Origin of the sequence: Acinetobacter brisouii CIP 110357 (assembly GCF_000488275.1) — a bacterium.
GTDB lineage: Bacteria > Pseudomonadota > Gammaproteobacteria > Pseudomonadales > Moraxellaceae > Acinetobacter > Acinetobacter brisouii.
This window is the reverse complement of sequence record NZ_KI530762.1, coordinates 1,629,105-1,646,187: the sequence shown is the minus strand read 5'-3', so window position 1 is coordinate 1,646,187 and position 17,083 is coordinate 1,629,105. Positions and strand designations below refer to the sequence as shown.

The window sequence follows — 17,083 nt, the reverse complement described above, 5'->3', positions numbered from 1 at the left end:
AGCCTATTTTTGAAGGTTCTGGGCTGTTTTATGCAGAAAAACTCGTCGCAAACTCGCTTTTCCAATCAACTGTTACATGTGTTGCATGTCCAGCTTGGAGTGTTGGTTGCGCCGTTTATTTTTATTGCTGCATTGACAGGTTTGCTATATGCACTGACCCCTCAGCTTGAGCATGTGGTGTATCAAAAGCAGTTATTTGCTGTGCATGATCTGTCTCAGTCAGAACAAGTCCTCAGTTTGCAAGTTGCTGCGGCACAAGCAGTTTTGCCTGCACAAGCTGTGATTACCGCCGTTCGCCCAGCACCGCAGCCGAACTTGACCACACGGGTGTTGTATCTCGATCCGAAAGACCCTGAGCATAGTCATGCGGTTTTTATTAATCCGTATACGCTCGCTGTTCAGGGGCAGCTACCTGTCTATGGAACAAGTGGTGTGCTGCCGATTCGTACTTTTTTAGATAATCTGCACCGCAACTTGTTGCTCGGTACGTTTGGGCGCGCCTACAGCGAGTTGGCAGCCAGTTGGCTCGGAATTTTTGCGCTGACAGGGTTATGGCAATGGTATCGGAAACGCCAACAGATGAAGGTGACTACACAGCACCCTCGGCAGAAAAATCTGCGTTGGCATGCTTGGGTGGGGTTAAGTGTATTTCCAATGCTACTGTTTTTCTCGGCAACAGGGCTGACATGGTCAAACTGGTCAGGGGCAAATATTGCCAAACTGCGGCACTTGGCAAACAGCGATACACCAACACTCAATACGCAGCTCAGTCCCATGTCTATGCCGATGGATGCACATGCCGAGCATCATATGCCGATGCAAATGTCAGTTCATCATCAGCCTTTAGTACTGAAAAATTTTGATGTGATTGAAAAACTGGCGCAGCAAAATGGACTAACTTCCGAATATCTGCAAATTAAACCGAGCTATAGCAGTGACAAAGCGTGGACAATTGAAGAAATGCGCCATCGTTGGCCTGTGCAGGTCGATGCGATTGCGGTGGATATGCAGCAGCAAAAAGTGGTCGATCAAATCGAATTTTCCAAGTTCCCACTGTCTGCCAAGCTGACCCGTTGGGGAGTTGATGCGCATATTGGGGTGCTATTTTGTGGGATGAATCAACTGGTATTGGTGCTGAGTGCTGCGTTGATTTTGATCTTGGTGGCGTTTGCCTATCGGGCATGGTGGAGCTATGCACACGTACGTTCGACCTTACAGCATTTAAATCGCCAAGTTTTTCGTTTATGGCAGTCTGCCAATGCTGTACAGCGTGGAATCAGTTTGTTTGTTTTAGCGGTGCTTTATTTTCTGATGCCTGTATGGGTTTTAAGTATTTTGGTATTACAGATCATGTTGTGGATGTTGAATCTTAGAAAGCCACAAGGCGCGGTGGAGTAAACATCAACCTGCCAACTTAAATCTACACATTGGCAGGTGATCAACTTATTTTAGATGGTTTAACTATGATCGAGTAATGCTTGTACTTTGTCTAAATATGGGCTGTCTTCAGGTAAGATTTCCAGTAAGCGTTCTATTGCATCGAGGCGTTCAGGCGCACGATTGACCAAATTCAGCAGCAAATTTGCATCCTGACAATGATAAATATAATGACTCAAACGGGCATCGAAAGCATCACGCCATGCCCGTAAAAATGGGCTATCGGTTTTCGGTAAAAACTCGCCTTTATATAAATTAAATACGGTTTGCATATAGCCTGCATTCAAGGCTTTTTCTGCCATGAGAAAGTCGCATTGCAACTCACAATTCAGACGATAACAACGCGACTGAATCCCACCTTTGAGTAAATGTCGTAGTTGAGAAATTTCAGCTTTGAGCGTAGTTAAACTGACTTCTCGGTCGCCATAGAGGGCATAGTGCAGTTCATCGAGCTGAATTCCTGCGGGGCAAAGCGCCAGAATACATAAGATTTCGGTTTGGCGTTGGGTTATGGTGAGAATGGTTTGATTGAAACTGATTTGCGGTGTGCCAAATAGATTCATCGACAGGCAATCTTGTTGCTGTGCATGAAATACCTGACTGAGTAACTCAGCACAGCGTTCCACAGCCAGTTTACCCAAGGCACTATGTTTTTTATATTTGGCAGATAAATTCATAATGCCATAATATTGTTTGGTTTTTGGGTCAATAATCGGTGTGGCATAACACACCCAGTCACGCACACTATTCATACTGTTCTCATGCGAATAGACACAACTGGTTTGATGAGTGTTTAGCGCTATGCCAATCGCGTTGGTGCCGACAGACTGGGTTGACCATTGTCCACCTTCAACAAAATGCACTTGTTCGGCAGAGGAGCGCATGACTTTGCTACTCCATGCCCATAGCAGTGTGCCACAACTGTCCGTGACTCCAATCGCCATGCCTGCTTCATCAGCAATGCTGGCTAGCTCATGTTGCCCTTGCTGAATACTGCGTCCAAATAATGAAGACTGCCAATTCTGTTCCAAACAGAGTAAAGGCGCGGCAGTTAAAGAAAGAGTTGAATCCGTAGATGTGCCAGAAAATCGCGTGTGTTGCATATCCATGTTGTTATCCTTCAAAGGATGGGACACTGAGCTCGTATCCGTTGAGCATTTTGCATGTCCCATCACAGTTTTGTGCATTCAATTTCACTGAAAAGAAACAGTTTTTTTGATTTAAAACAGAATTTTGCCTTGGTATTTTTTCACTGTTTTAAAATCTTGTGCAACTTATCTTCTAACACCAATTTATAGCAGATCGTGGCATGAGTTTGCTCAAAAAATGTTAAAATTTTTCGGTGCTTTGTGAACTATAAAATGAAACACTTGTTTTTTATATGGTTATTAGAAAACAGGTAGATTTTCTCCGAAGTATTGCTTGTCGGCAAAGTAACTGGAACGTACCATCGGCGCACTCCACAGGTTAAAAAACTGCAAATGTTTGCCATGTGTCTGATAACGCTGAAACTCGGCAGGGTCGACAAAGCGTTGAATCGGAGCATGCGCAGGACTAGGTTGTAAATATTGTCCAATGGTGACCAAATCCACAGCATGATCTTTCAAATCATTCAATAATGCCAAAACCTCAGCTTCGATCTCACCTAAACCGACCATCAAGCCACATTTGGTCAAAATATCGGGACAGCGTTGTTTAAACTGCTGAAGCAGGTTGAGCGAGTGCTGATAGTCTGAACCTGGGCGCATGGCTTTATACAACCGTGGCACGGTTTCAATATTGTGATTAAACACATCAGGCGGGCAGCGACTTAAAATATCCAGTGCCAACGGCATACGCCCACGAAAATCGGGCACTAAAATTTCAATCCGCGTTTCTGGGCTATGTGTACGAATTGCTGTAATACAATCTACAAAATGCTGCGCGCCACCATCGACCAGATCATCCCGATCCACTGAAGTAATCACCACATAATTTAGGTTTAAACGTGCCACGGTTTCAGCAAGATGCATCGGTTCATCGGCATCGAGAGCCAGCGGTCGACCATGTGCCACATCGCAAAATGGGCAACGTCGCGTGCAAATATCACCCATGATCATAAATGTTGCTGTGCCACTGCCAAAGCATTGCGGTAGGTTGGGGCATGCGGCTTCTTCACACACGGTATGCAATTTTTGCTGACGTAATAAACGCTGAATGCGCTTAATTTCTTCTGGATCGCTGATTTTACTGCGTATCCACTGCGGTTTTTTCGGTAAATGTTCACTGGGAATAACTTTAACGGGAATACGTGCCAGTTTATCCGCACCACGTAATTTATCTCCCTGTATTGGTTTTATATTTTGTGACATTTAAAACATATCCTTATGTAGTTTAAATTGATTGATTTGCTCGGAATAAATATGAATTATTCTATTTTTAAAATAAAATATCATATTTATTTAAATAGCAGCACTTTAGATTATCAGACAAAGGTTGGTTGAAAGTTTGTTTTTGTAAGAAATTGATTATTAATAAAAAATTACATTTATATTTCATCTTTTAAATCTTTGTTTTATTTGTATTTTGTTTAAACTTAAATTAAAAAATTTTTTAGTCTAATATGAAAAATGAGGGTTTTGATTTTATATAAATAGACTTTTCATGATTATTTAATCATTGGATGAGATGGGTTAAATGGATTTGTGAAAGAGTTTTATATTGGTGATTTAAATATAAATAAAATCATCGGGTTAATTTTATTTTAAAGGCAATTTTAAAATATAAGGGATATGGACATGCAGCTTACTGAAGAGCAATTACTTGCCGCATATAAACGTATGCGGGATATTCGTGAGTTTGAAGATCGACTTCACGAAGAAAATACCAATGGTGATATTCCAGGGTTCATTCACTTATATAGCGGTGAAGAAGCGGTCGCAGTGGGTATCTGTGAAAATCTGACCGATAAAGACTACATCACTTCAACCCACCGTGGACATGGGCACTGTATTGCCAAGGGCTGTGATATTCACGCCATGATGCTGGAAATTTTTGGGAAAGATGATGGTCTTTGCCGTGGTAAAGGCGGTTCGATGCATATTGCCGATCTGGACAAGGGAATGCTCGGCGCAAACGGAATTGTGGGCGGTGGCCCTCCTTTGGCAATTGGTGCTGCATTGACCGCGAAAACCCTGAAAACAGGCGGTATTGGGCTGTCGTTTACAGGTGATGGTGGTTCTAACCAAGGCTTGACCTTCGAAGCGATGAATATGGCTGTGGTGCTGAATCTTCCAGTTATTTTTGTATTTGAAAACAATGGCTTTGGTGAAGGTACAGGACACGACTACGCGGTTGGCAGTAAAGATATTGCAGGGCGTGCGGCAGGCTTTGGTTTACCTGCGGTCAAGGTCGATGGTACAGACTTTTTTGCCGTGTATGAAGCCGCACAAAAAGCCATTGAGCGTGCGCGCCGTGGTGAAGGGCCAAGTGTGATTGAAACCGTGACCAACCGTTTTTATGGACACTTTGAAGGCGATCCGGGATTGATCCGCTCCAAGGAAGAGGTTGAGTATGTCAAAGAACATAAAGACCCACTGAAAATTTTCCGTAAAAAAGTCAAAGGTAAAGTCGATGTTGCCAAGCTAGATGCAATTGATGCGGCAGCGAAAGCCAATGTAGATGATGCCGTGGTAAGGGCGCGTGCAGCCGCTTACCCACAACCAGAACAATTACTCACCGACGTTTACGTTTCCTATTAAGGGAAAAGAGTTAAGGGAATAGCAAGATGCCAAATAAAAGTTATCGTAATGCTGTGAAAGAAGCCATTGAGTTGGAAATGCGCCGTGACCCGACTGTGGTGGTGATGGGTGAAGATGTTCGTGGTGGACATGGTGGTAAAAATACCGATGAAAATAAATTAGAAGGTTTTGGTGGCGTATTGGGCGTGACCAAAGGGTTATGGACAGAATTTGGTTCGGAACGTGTGATTGACACGCCAATTACCGAATCAGCATTGGTGGGGATGGCAGCAGGTGCATCGGCAACAGGTTTGCGACCTGTGGTGGATTTGATGTTTATGGATTTTTACGGTGTGTGTCATGACATGCTGTATAACCAAGCTGCAAAATTCCGCTATATGTTTGGTGGTAAAGCCAAAGCGCCAATGGTCGTACGCGGCATGATTGGTGCAGGTTTTTCAGCGGCTGCACAACATTCACAATCACCGTATAACGTTTTTACTTCTGTGCCAGGGTTAAAAGTGGTGGTGCCATCAAGCCCGTATGATGTGAAAGGTTTACTTATCCAAGCGATTCGTGATGACGACCCTGTAGTATTTTGTGAGCACAAAATGCTGTATGACATTAAAGGCGAAGTCCCAGATGAAGCCTATACCATTCCATTTGGTGTCGCGAATTACACCCGTCAAGGGACTGACATTACCATTATTGCACTCGGTTTGATGGTACACCGTGCCAATGAAGTCGCTGACAAACTTGCCAAAGAAGGCATTTCAGTGGAAGTGGTTGATCCGCGTACCATTTCACCTTTGGATGAAGAAGGTATTTTGGAGTCGGTTGCTTCAACTGGACGTGTGGTGATTGTGGATGAGTCGGCAGCACGCTGTGGTTTCGGGCACGATGTTGCTGCCTTGATTGCACAAAAAGGTTTCTATTATTTAAAAGCGCCGATTGAACTCGTCACCCCACCACATACGCCTGTGCCATTTTCACCTGTATTAGAAAAAGAATGGATGCCAAGCGTAGAACGAATTGAACAGGCAGTGCGTAAAGTATTGGAGGCTTAGGATGAGCGAAATCAGAACCTTAGAAATCCCGAAATGGGGATTGTCGATGGAAGAAGGTACGATTGCACAATGGCTGATTCAGGAAGGTGACAGCTTCACCAAAGGTCAGGAAATTTGTGAAATTGAAACCACTAAAATCGTCAATGTGTTAGAAGCTCCCTTTGATGGAACGTTGCGTAAAATTATTGCCAAAGATGGCGATACTTTACCTGTCGGTGGATCAATTGCCATCTGTGCGGAAAGCAATGTTTCCGATGCTGAAATTGACAAATTTGTACAGTCTTTAGGTGGTGCAACAGCCAATGCCGCCCCTGTGGTTCAGGCTGAAACTGCTGTCGCGGCAACCGCACCGCAAGCTGAAGTCGCAGCACAGCCTATACCTGTGGCAAATGCGGCTGTGCCAGTCGCTAAAGCATCTGCAACGACGCAAACAGGTTATGTTGTGCCAGCAGCATTGCAAGGCTTTCAAGCCGATGTTGAACTTTTCACGACGCCACATGCGCTTAAACTGGCTGCAAAACACAATGTGAATTTGGCAAAAGTTTCAGGTTCAGGGCGTGAAGGGCGTATCAGCGTTCAGGATATTCAAACTGCAGTGCGTACTGCGGGCGGACAATGGCCTGATGTAAAAGCTCAAGCCCAGTCTTCTGGAAAAGTCGCTAAATCTACTGCTGATGATAGCAATGTTTTGGCAACGCCTGTGGCGCGCCGTTTGGCGAAACAGTGGGGCATTAACCTGCATGACTGCCGTGTGTCAGGTTCGCGTGGACGCGTGTGCAAGGAGGATGTCGAAGCGCTGTATTATCGCGAGAATCCAAGTACAGTATGTGCTGAATCTTCTGCGACCAGTTCAGAAGCTGCACCAAAAAATCAGGTCACTTCGATTGCCTTAAATGCCATGCGTAAAGCGATTGCTTCGCGCCTGCAAGCAGCGAAACGTAATGCCCCGCATTTCCGTTTAACAGTGGATCTCAATGTTGAGGCTATGCAAAACCTGCGTAAGCAAATTAATGATAGCGTTCCACAGGTGAAATTATCGATTAACGATATGTTAATTAAAGCGGCGGCGGCGGCATTACTTAAAGTGCCTGAGGTCAATGTGCAGTTTGACGAAGCGACCCAGTCGATTTTGCAATTTGCTCAGGCCGATATTTCGGTGGCGGTGGCAATTCCCAATGGTTTAATCACCCCGATTGTGAAAGCTGCCAATCAAAAATCATTGTCTGAAATTTCAACCGAAATGCGCGATCTGGCAACCCGTGCCAAAACTGGAAAATTACAACCTGACGAGTTTCAGGGCGGTAGCTTCAGTATTTCCAATTTGGGCATGCTTGGCATTAAACAGTTTGATGCGATTATCAATCCGCCACAAGGCGCGATTATGGCACTCGGTGCATCCGAAGCACGTGCTGTGGTTGAGCAAGGTGAAATTGTGGTTCGGCAAATTGTGACTGTGACTTTGTCGTGTGATCATCGCGTGATTGACGGCGCAGTTGGGGCAAAATTTTTAGCAAGCTTTAAGCAGTTTGTTGAAAACCCTGCTTTGATTTTGGTCTAGGAGAAGCCACATGTCAGAAACACAATTTGATGTTGTGGTGGTGGGTGCTGGACCAGGAGGGTATGTGGCTGCCATTCGTGCAGCCCAACTCGGGCTAAATACGGCGATAGTTGAAGCACAGCATTTAGGTGGCATTTGTCTGAACTGGGGCTGTATTCCCACTAAAGCCTTACTCGCAGGCGCAGAACTGGCAACTCAGTTTAAACATGCGGGGCAGTTTGGCTTTCAGGTGTCACAGCTTGAGTTTGACCTGCAACAACTGATCAAGCATAGCCGTCAGGTGTCAGCACAACTGGTACAGGGTATTGCCCATTTGCTGAAAAAAAATCAGGTCACGGTGTTCGATGCCAAAGCCAAACTGATTGGCAAAGAAACCCTGCAACTGACCGATGCCAAGGGGCAACAGCAGATTTTAACTGCGCCACATATTATCTTGGCGACAGGCGCACAGGCACGACATTTGCCACAACTCCCTGTCGATGGCAAATATGTCTGGAGTTATAAAGAAGCATTAGTCCCTGAACAATTGCCACAGCGTTTGCTGGTGGTGGGTTCGGGCGCAATCGGCAGCGAATTTGCCAGTTTGTATCAGGACTTGGGCTGTCAGGTCACGCTGATTGATATTGCCAAGCAAATTTTACCGACTGAAGATGCTGAAGTTGCCCAGTACGTACAAAAACAGTTTCAGCAAAAAGGCATGCAGGTGCTGACCCAATCGGCGATTCAAAGCATCCGTATTCTGAATGAACAAGTGCAATGTGTGCTGACTACGCCACAAGGTGAACAGACACTCGAGTTTGATCGGGTACTTTCAGCGATTGGGGTGCAGCCCAACACTGCTAATTTGGGTTTGGAAGATTTAGGTGTTGAGCTGAATCCTCAAGGCTTTATCCAGACCGATGCCTACTGCAAAACCAATGTCGTAGGGCTGTATGCGATTGGTGATGTTGCGGGTGCGCCGTGTCTGGCGCATAAAGCCAGCCATGAAGCAGTTTTATGTGTCGAGAAAATTGCGGGGGTGCAGGGTGTGCATGCCTTAGATCGCAGTCAGATCCCAGGCTGTATTTTTACTCATCCGCAAGTGGCGAGTATCGGGTTGCATGAAGCGGCGGCTAAAGCACAAAACTTGCCTATCCATATTGGCAAGTTTCCACTCTCTGCCAATGGTAAAGCATTGGCACTTGGCGATAGTGCTGGCTTTGTCAAAACCATTATTCATGCGGAAACAGGTGAATTACTGGGTGCACACATGGTTGGACATGAAGTTACCGAGCATATTCAAGGCTTTGCGATTGCCAAATATCTCGAAGCGACCGATGCCACACTGGCACAGGTAATTTTTCCACATCCGACCTTGTCGGAAGCGATGCATGAATCGATTTTGGCATCCATGCAACGCGCGATTCATATTTAGCTTTTAAAAAAATAGACTTCTTTCATAACTGCTTAGACCCTCTTTCTTTTTCCATGAACCAAATTGAAATGTATTTCAATGCCGCGCAAGAGAAATAAAAGAGCCTTATAAAAGAAGTCTAATCAGTATGGCATATGCCTTTTTTATGGATACAAAACAATGAAAGCAGCACGTTTTTATGACAAAGGGGATATCCGCATTGAAGATATTCCAGAACCAGAAGTCACCGCAGGTACAGTTGGCATTCAAGTGGCATGGTGTGGAATTTGTGGAACAGACCTGCATGAATTTATGGAAGGCCCGATTTTTATTCCACCGTGTGGGCATCCTCATCCGATTTCAGGTGAATCTGCGCCGATCACGATGGGACATGAATTCTCAGGCGTGGTCTATGCCGTTGGTGAAGGCGTAACGGATATTCAGGTGGGGCAACATGTGGTGGTTGAGCCGTATATCATTGCTGATGATGTACCGACAGGGCCAGGAGAAAACTACCATCTCTCCAAAAATATGAACTTTATTGGGTTGGGTGGTCGAGGTGGCGGGTTATCGGAAAAAATTGCGGTCAAACGCCGCTGGGTACATCCGATTTCCAACCATATTCCACTTGATCAGGCAGCGCTGATTGAACCGCTTTCAGTGGGGCATCATGCCTATGTGCGTAGTGGTGCCAAAGCAGGCGATATTGCTTTGGTGGGTGGAGCAGGGCCGATTGGTTTGTTGCTGTCTGCGATTCTCAAAGCCAAAGGCTTAACCGTGATCGTGACTGAACTGAGCAGTAAGCGTAAGGAAAAAGCCAAAGAATCGGGCGTGGCCGATTATATTCTCGACCCATCTCAGGTCGATGTGGTTGCCGAAGTCATGAAAATTACCCAAGATCGTGGTGTTGATGTTGCCTTTGAATGCAGTAGCGTCAACAAGGTTTTAGACACATTGGTGGCTGCAACCAAACCGACAGGTGTGATTGTGATCGTGTCGATCTGGAGTCATCCGGCCAGCATCAATGTACATAGCGTGGTGATGAAAGAGCTCGATGTGCGCGGCACGATTGCCTATGTCAATGATCATCAGGAAACCATCAAACTGGTTGAGCAAGGCAAGATCAACCTTGAACCGTTTATTACTCAGCGCATTCAACTGGATGATCTGATTTCACAAGGTTTTGAAACCCTGATTCATAACAATGAGTCTGCGGTGAAAATTATTGTTCATCCATAAATATATAGAACACAGACTTCTCTTGGTTAACCCCGATTCTTTGCGCTGAATAGAAGATAACAAGAATTAAACTGAGGGAAGTCATCTTGATTACAGGAGCAGGATTCTCCTGATCATTCAAATCAAAAGGATCAAAAAATGCCAAGAGGATTACACAATAAAGTTGCCTTGGTGACAGGTGCAGCACAGGGAATTGGACGCGGAATTGCACTACGTCTGGTACAAGAAGGCGTGCATATCGCATTGGTCGACATGCATCAGGAAAAATTACAGCATGTGCAGCAGGAAGTGCAGGCTCTTGGCGTGCAAGCCAGTACATTTATTGCAGATGTCAGCCAGTTGGAACAGGTCGCACTTGCCATTGATCATGCCGAAAGCAGTTTGGGCGGTTTCGATATCATGATCAATAACGCAGGCATTGCACAGGTTCAGGCAATTGCCGATGTTACGCCCGCAGAGTTTCATAAAATTGTTGATGTGAATATTGGCGGGGTGCTGTGGGGTATACAGGCGGCTGCCAAAAAATTTCAGCAACGCAAGCAAAAAGGTAAAATTATCAATGCCTGCTCAATTGCAGGACATGATGGTTTTGCTTTACTGGGTGTGTATTCGGCGACCAAGTTTGCCGTGCGGGCACTGACGCAAGCAGCCGCAAAAGAATATGCCAGTCAGGGTATTACCGTAAATGGCTATTGCCCTGGAATTGTTGGCACAGACATGTGGGTGGAAATCGATAAGCGCTTTTCTGAAATTACAGGCGCGGCGATTGGTGAAACCTACAAAAAATATGTTGAGGGCATTGCCTTGGGGCGTGCTGAAACGCCAGATGATGTGGCAGCTTTGGTGGCATTCTTGGCCAGTGAAGATTCGGACTATATTACGGGGCAGTCAATTTTGACCGATGGCGGAATGGTTTATCGCTAGTCGTGGAAAGTCCAATTTTTTTATCTCCAACCGCTGAATCAAGCGGTTTTTTTTATTTCGTAAGATTTGCTCACCAAAGTAGAAACTATGAAAGATTGACTAAAATTGATCAGAAATCATTTGCGAGGATGTGAAAGTTAATTTATATTGATTTAATAATGATACGATATGTATCGTTTTATAAAATTAAAAAGCTCGGGATAGCTTCATCATGAGGTAAACCAATCAGCTTGAATCTCATAAAAGGCTCATAAGTTGAAAAATTATGATGATGCAATAGAGGGAAACTATGTCACACCGTATTGTTTTACCACGTATTTTAGAAATAGGTTGCAATGCTCGCAGTCAGTTACCTGAGGTTTTAACAGCTTTAGGGGTAAGCAAACCTTTAATTATTACCGATCGGGTGATGCTATCCTTGGGTTATGTAGATGAATTACAAAAAATCTTAACTCAAGCCAACATCTCAACCGATTACTTTGCCGATACCATTCCAGAGCCGACCGCCAGTTCGATTGCTGCGGGCGTAGAGAAGACGCAGTCTCAAGATTATGACGCGATCATTGCGATAGGTGGTGGCAGTGTGATTGACAGTGCCAAAGCAATTGGCATTTTAGGAAAATTTGGTGGCGAAGTTCGCGACTATAAATTCCCACGTCAGGTCACGGAAACAGGTTTGCCCATTATTGCCATGCCAACTACCGCAGGCACAGGTTCGGAATGTACCAAATTCACTATTATTACCGATGATGCCACGCATGAAAAAATGCTGTGTACGGGCATTGGTTTTTTACCTGTCGCGGCAATTGTCGATTATGAACTGACGCTAAGTTTGCCTGCACGTATCACAGCCGATACAGGCATTGATGCGCTCACCCATGCCATTGAAGCTTATGTCAGTAAAAAAGCCAATTTATACAGTGACTCGCAGGCATTGGCTGCCATGAAGTTAATTGGTCAAAACCTGATTCCAGTCTATCAACACCCTGAGGATGCGGCCGCACGTGAACAGATGATGCTAGGTGCAACCTTGGCAGGGATTGCATTTTCCAATGCTTCGGTGGCTTTGGTACATGGTATGAGCCGTCCAATCGGGGCATTTTTCCATGTGCCGCATGGGCTTTCCAATGCCATGTTATTGCCGATGATTACTGCATATTCGATTCATGCTGCACCTGAGCGTTATGCGATCTGTGCCAAAGCTATGGGCGTAGCAGAACCCAATGATGCGACCGATCTTGCCAATCAAAAACTGGTTGCGGCTTTAGAGCAGATCAATCGAGAACTCAAAGTACCGACCTTGGCGGAGTTCGGTGTCAATAAAGCCGAGTTTGATGCTGTGGTTGAAACTATGGCAGAACAGGCCTTGGCATCTGGTTCACCGAGCAATAATCCTGTTGTACCAAGCACCGAAGAAATGGTACAGCTTTATCAAAAGTTATGGCTGTAAATGGCTTATTTTTAAATCAACACTGATCTTAGAATCACAACGAGGAACTCCCACAATGGACATGATTGGTCATTTTATTCAAGGCAAATTGTGCTACGACTATGCTCGTACCCAAGCCGTTTATAACCCATCAACAGGTGAGCAAAGCAAGGAAGTTGCGATTGCCAGTGCAGAAACTGTTGAGCAGGCGATTGCTGCTGCGCAAGCTGCATTCCCAGAATGGCGCGATACGCCTGTGATTAAACGTGCGCGTGTCATGTTTAAATTTAAAGAATTACTTGAACAGCATGCCGACAAAATCTGTGAATTGATTGGGGCTGAACATGGCAAGATCGTGCATGATGCCGCAGGCGAGTTACAGCGCGGCATTGAAAATGTTGAATATGCCTGTGGTGCACCAGAATTTCTCAAAGGTGAATTTAGCAAAAATGTAGGGCCATCGATTGACTCATGGAGCGAGTTTCAGCCGCTTGGTGTCGTTGCAGGTATTACACCATTTAACTTTCCTGTGATGGTACCGTTGTGGATGTTCCCGATGGCAATCGTCTGTGGGAACTGCTTTGTCTTGAAACCATCAGAAAAAGATCCATCTTCAACACTTTTCCTTGCTGAATTGTTGAAACAGGCAGGTTTGCCAGATGGTGTGTTTAATGTGGTGAATGGTGACAAAGTTGCGGTAGATACTCTACTGCATGATCGCCGTGTACAAGCGGTGAGCTTTGTAGGTTCAACTCCGATTGCTGAATATATTTATCAGACTGCAACTTCAACAGGTAAACGCTGTCAGGCGCTTGGTGGTGCGAAAAACCATGCGATTGTGATGCCCGATGCTGATCTTGAAAATGTCGTCAGTTCATTGTTGGGTGCAGCGTTTGGTTCATCGGGCGAGCGTTGTATGGCACTGTCAGTTGCAGTTGCTGTAGGCGATGAAATAGCAGATGCCTTGGTACACCAGCTTGGTGAACGTATGCAAGGTTTAAAATACGGACACTTTGCCAATAAAGACAATGATTTTGGCCCTGTGATTACAGCTGAACATAAAGCCAAAGTGATCGGACATATTGACAGCGCAGAGCAACAAGGCGCAACGGTGGTGGTCGATGGCCGTCATGCTGCACCTGAAGGCTATGAAAACGGTTACTTTGTCGGAGCTACCTTAATTGACCATGTCAGCTCAGACATGCTCAGCTATAAACAGGAAATCTTTGGGCCTGTGCTACAAGTGATTCGTGTTGCGACCATGCAAGAAGCCATGCAACTGATCAACGATCATGAATATGGCAACGGCACCTGTATCTATACCCGCGATGGCGAAGCAGCGCGTTACTTTACCGACCATATCCAAGTTGGAATGGTGGGGGTGAATGTTCCATTACCTGTCCCTGTGGCATATCATAGCTTTGGTGGCTGGAAGCGCTCACTGTTTGGTGATTTATATGCCTATGGTCCAGATGGTGCACGTTTTTACACGCGCCGTAAAACAATTACTCAACGCTGGCCATCGAGCAATGTCCGTGAAGGTGTACAATTTTCAATGCCAACGCTGAATTAATCTAATACAGCTTATCTTTGTTGAATCAAGTGACTTAGTTCCTGTGCTGCCTCGCGTAGCACAGGCTCATACGCCATTAAATCCTGTAGTGATTTGCGAATGGTCGGTGCGTGAGTATATAGACACGCGACAATCTGCTGCTCGGCATTTAAAATGGGTACAGAACAAGCCACCATCCCAGCAATAAACTCTTCATTATCCGTGCCTAACTGCTGCTCAAAAATACGATGTAAATTTTGCTCCAGCGCAGCTTTGTCAATGATGGTATTTTTGGTCATTTGCTCAATCGGCAAATGTTTCAGTACATTACTCAGGCGTTCTTTATCCAGATAACTTAAAAACAGTTTACCGCTCGACGTACACCATAGTGGAACTTTTGAGCCTACAGGTAAATACACTTGCAGTGGCCAGTTAGTTTGTACTCGATCGGTGTAGAGCATTTCATTGTCTTGTAAAATTGCAATACCGCAGGTTTCACCAATTTGACCCGACAGCTTTTGCAAAATCGCCAATCGTTCAATTTTCTTCGGCTCCTGATTCCATGAACTGACCAGTAGGGCATGAGTCCGTTGTCCAACCACATACCCGCCATAGGTATCGAGTTTAATAAACCCTTCTTTTTCTAAAGTCTGTAGTAAACGGTGAATGCTTGGTTTTGGAATATCGAGGGCAATGGCTAAATCGAGAGGAGTAGGAGGATGTTGTGCTGTTGCAATGGCCTCGATAATTTCGAGTACACGTGTAATGGATGAGCCTTTTTTCTTAATTTGATCCGCCACTGGTCTTGCCTTATCTTAAAATTGAATGTTAAAAAAAGCCGTATATTTTGCAATATACAGCTTTGAAAATGCTGAGCAAACTAAAATTTACACGGTAAAATCTTCACCTAAATAAACTTCACGCACTGTCGCATTTTCCAGAATTTCTTGGGCTGTACCTTCGGCAATTACCGCACCTTCACTCACAATATAAGCCTTTTCACAAATTGCCAGTGTTTCACGTACGTTATGGTCAGTAATTAACACACCAATGCCGCGGTTTTTCAAATTCTGAATAATCTCTTTAATGTCGCCTACCGAAATTGGATCAACCCCTGCAAACGGTTCATCAAGCAACATAAATTTAGGGTTGGCAGCCAAAGCACGGGCAATTTCTGCACGACGACGTTCACCACCCGATACACTCATACCTAAAGAATCTTTAATGTGGCTGATTTTAAAGTCATCCAGCAATTCTTTCAGGCGCTGTTCACGTTGGGCTTTGTTTAATTCTTTACGAGTTTCCAAAATTGCCATGATATTTTCAGCAATGGTCAGTTTTCGGAAAATCGAAGCTTCCTGTGGTAAGTAACCAATGCCTTTGCGGGCACGTTCATGCATGGCAAAGTGCGACAGATCTTGATCATCAAGATAAATTTCACCTTTATCCATGCGTACCAGACCCACCACCATATAGAAACTGGTGGTTTTACCTGCACCGTTTGGGCCTAGCAACCCCACGATTTGACCGCTATGCATTTCAAAAGAAACGTCTTTTACAACCCAGCGTTTACTGTAGTTTTTTGCAAGATGGTGGATGCGGAGCGTTTGTGGCTGATTGATGAGGACATCACTCATTTACTTTTTGCTCCTGGAGCGGACTGTGAAGAGTTTGGTGGAATCACAATCTGAACACGGCCTTTATTTTGACCTGGGCTAGTTGAAGTTGCAGCACCACCTGATGAACTGCCTACAGCTTCAATATCGCCTTTGTTCATGCTGTAACGCAGGGTTGCACCACGTACACTTGCACCATCCTGATTGACATAGGCATTACCATTTAAGGTTAAAATTCCTGTGTCTGCATTATAGATAATCTTTTGTCCTTCACCATGAGCAAAACCTTTGTTTGGATCGGTTTTTTGCTGGAAGCGAGCAGGGTGTCCATTGGCCGTTACTGTGCTGATTTGACGGTTTTTGTTGAGCTGTGCTGTGACTGAATCAGCTTGTAGCTTCATAGAGCCTTGTTCAATGACCACATTACCTGAATAGGTGGTATAACCAGTTTTATCATTATAAGTTGCACGATCGGCAACAAGAGAAATGGGCTGGTTACGGTCAGTAGGTAGTGCAAAGGCTGACATTGCCGTGCAAGACAGGGCTCCTAAAATGACAACATTGAAGACCGTTTTAGCATGTGAATGTTTAGGATTTAGGAGCATAGTTTCCTCGAATATTGAAAAACTCGTATTGTCCTGAGTTTAAGTCGGCTTTTAAGCCATGACTTATAAACTGACTCTGTGCAGAATCGACAGTCACCATATGTGTGGTTTCAAGCTGTCGGGTTTTTGGATAGCCAGTCAATTGATCAGTCCGTAGCGTCATCACGCCGTGAGCGGTATTTTTGTGGGCAACCACGTTACCAGATAATATGACTTTCTGATTATCATCGTAGCCATCGGCACGAGATGCAGTATAGGTTGCATCGATTTTACCATGACTATATGTTGTCGCATTGAAGTTATATAACTGAGATGTATTGTTTTGTTTGTTTTGTGCCATTTCGTCAACCGAGGCGCGTGCAGACACATGCCCTTGTTGATCTGTTTGGGTAATTTTTACGTCTTTGGCCGAATAGGTCATATTGCGTGCCGAATTGACATCCAGTTTTTTACTTTTGCCGCTAAAGTAATAGTAACCACCGCTTATGGTGCCAATTACAATCGCTGCGATATATAAAGTTTTAGTATCCATAAGCGTAGTTTA

At 44.8% G+C, this 17,083-nt stretch carries 15 protein-coding genes; 9 read left to right on the top strand and 6 right to left on the bottom strand.

Annotated elements, in window-relative coordinates:
* Positions 1-30: 30 nt before the first annotated feature.
* Positions 31-1,398 (top strand): PepSY-associated TM helix domain-containing protein, encoded by a 1,368-nt coding sequence (locus P255_RS07885; protein ID WP_004900636.1) that lies wholly within the window; start codon positions 31-33, stop codon positions 1,396-1,398.
* A 59-nt stretch (positions 1,399-1,457) separates the two neighbouring features.
* On the opposite strand, the gene P255_RS07880 is transcribed toward P255_RS07885, so the two are convergent.
* Positions 1,458-2,546, bottom strand: coding sequence for a sigma-54-dependent transcriptional regulator family protein (locus P255_RS07880; RefSeq protein ID WP_004900638.1), 1,089 nt, complete (start codon positions 2,544-2,546; stop codon positions 1,458-1,460).
* Positions 2,547-2,825: 279 nt separating this feature from the next.
* Positions 2,826-3,788: a lipoyl synthase gene (gene lipA / locus P255_RS07875; protein ID WP_004900642.1), complete on the bottom strand. Its 963-nt coding sequence runs from the start codon at positions 3,786-3,788 to the stop codon at positions 2,826-2,828.
* Positions 3,789-4,214: 426 nt separating this feature from the next.
* Here lipA and P255_RS07870 point away from each other — a divergent pair, with 426 nt between their 5' ends.
* The 8 genes from P255_RS07870 (at position 4,215) to P255_RS07835 (ending at position 14,339) form a co-directional block, all read left to right on the top strand.
* The gene (locus P255_RS07870) at positions 4,215-5,177 is read left to right on the top strand and encodes a thiamine pyrophosphate-dependent dehydrogenase E1 component subunit alpha (RefSeq protein ID WP_004900645.1); all 963 of its coding nucleotides are present in this window, start codon (positions 4,215-4,217) and stop codon (positions 5,175-5,177) included.
* Between the two features lie 26 nt (positions 5,178-5,203).
* Positions 5,204-6,223, top strand: a complete 1,020-nt coding sequence (locus P255_RS07865; protein ID WP_004900647.1) for an alpha-ketoacid dehydrogenase subunit beta — start codon at positions 5,204-5,206, stop codon at positions 6,221-6,223.
* 1 nt (position 6,224) lies between these two features.
* Positions 6,225-7,781, top strand: a complete 1,557-nt coding sequence (locus tag P255_RS07860) for a dihydrolipoamide acetyltransferase family protein (RefSeq protein WP_004900652.1) — start codon at positions 6,225-6,227, stop codon at positions 7,779-7,781.
* A 10-nt stretch (positions 7,782-7,791) separates the two neighbouring features.
* Positions 7,792-9,195: a dihydrolipoyl dehydrogenase gene (gene lpdA, locus P255_RS07855; protein WP_004900657.1), complete on the top strand. Its 1,404-nt coding sequence runs from the start codon at positions 7,792-7,794 to the stop codon at positions 9,193-9,195.
* A 159-nt stretch (positions 9,196-9,354) separates the two neighbouring features.
* Positions 9,355-10,413 carry a 2,3-butanediol dehydrogenase gene (locus P255_RS07850; protein WP_004900660.1) on the top strand — a complete coding sequence of 353 codons (1,059 nt, stop codon included), beginning with the start codon at positions 9,355-9,357 and terminating at the stop codon, positions 10,411-10,413.
* Between the two features lie 138 nt (positions 10,414-10,551).
* Complete coding sequence (locus P255_RS07845; RefSeq protein WP_004900663.1) at positions 10,552-11,337, top strand: acetoin reductase; 786 nt, start codon at positions 10,552-10,554, stop codon at positions 11,335-11,337.
* A 289-nt stretch (positions 11,338-11,626) separates the two neighbouring features.
* Positions 11,627-12,787 carry an iron-containing alcohol dehydrogenase gene (locus P255_RS07840; protein ID WP_004900665.1) on the top strand — a complete coding sequence of 387 codons (1,161 nt, stop codon included), beginning with the start codon at positions 11,627-11,629 and terminating at the stop codon, positions 12,785-12,787.
* A 55-nt stretch (positions 12,788-12,842) separates the two neighbouring features.
* Positions 12,843-14,339, top strand: a complete 1,497-nt coding sequence (locus P255_RS07835; protein WP_004900666.1) for a CoA-acylating methylmalonate-semialdehyde dehydrogenase — start codon at positions 12,843-12,845, stop codon at positions 14,337-14,339.
* Positions 14,340-14,350: 11 nt separating this feature from the next.
* Here P255_RS07835 and P255_RS07830 read toward each other — a convergent pair whose 3' ends face one another.
* The 4 genes from P255_RS07830 to lptC all read right to left on the bottom strand — a co-directional run bounded on the left by P255_RS07830 (position 14,351) and on the right by lptC (position 17,071).
* On the bottom strand, positions 14,351-15,106 hold the full coding sequence (locus tag P255_RS07830; RefSeq protein WP_035365325.1) for an IclR family transcriptional regulator: 756 nt from the start codon (positions 15,104-15,106) through the stop codon (positions 14,351-14,353).
* Between the two features lie 99 nt (positions 15,107-15,205).
* The gene (lptB, locus tag P255_RS07825) at positions 15,206-15,955 is read right to left on the bottom strand and encodes an LPS export ABC transporter ATP-binding protein (protein ID WP_004900669.1); all 750 of its coding nucleotides are present in this window, start codon (positions 15,953-15,955) and stop codon (positions 15,206-15,208) included.
* Entirely contained in the window at positions 15,952-16,539 is a 588-nt protein-coding gene (lptA, locus tag P255_RS07820; RefSeq protein ID WP_004900672.1) for a lipopolysaccharide transport periplasmic protein LptA, read from the bottom strand. Before lptA ends, lptB begins: the two co-directional genes overlap by 4 nt.
* Positions 16,523-17,071, bottom strand: coding sequence for an LPS export ABC transporter periplasmic protein LptC (gene lptC, locus P255_RS07815; protein ID WP_004900673.1), 549 nt, complete (start codon positions 17,069-17,071; stop codon positions 16,523-16,525). Before lptC ends, lptA begins: the two co-directional genes overlap by 17 nt.
* Positions 17,072-17,083 lie beyond the last annotated feature (12 nt).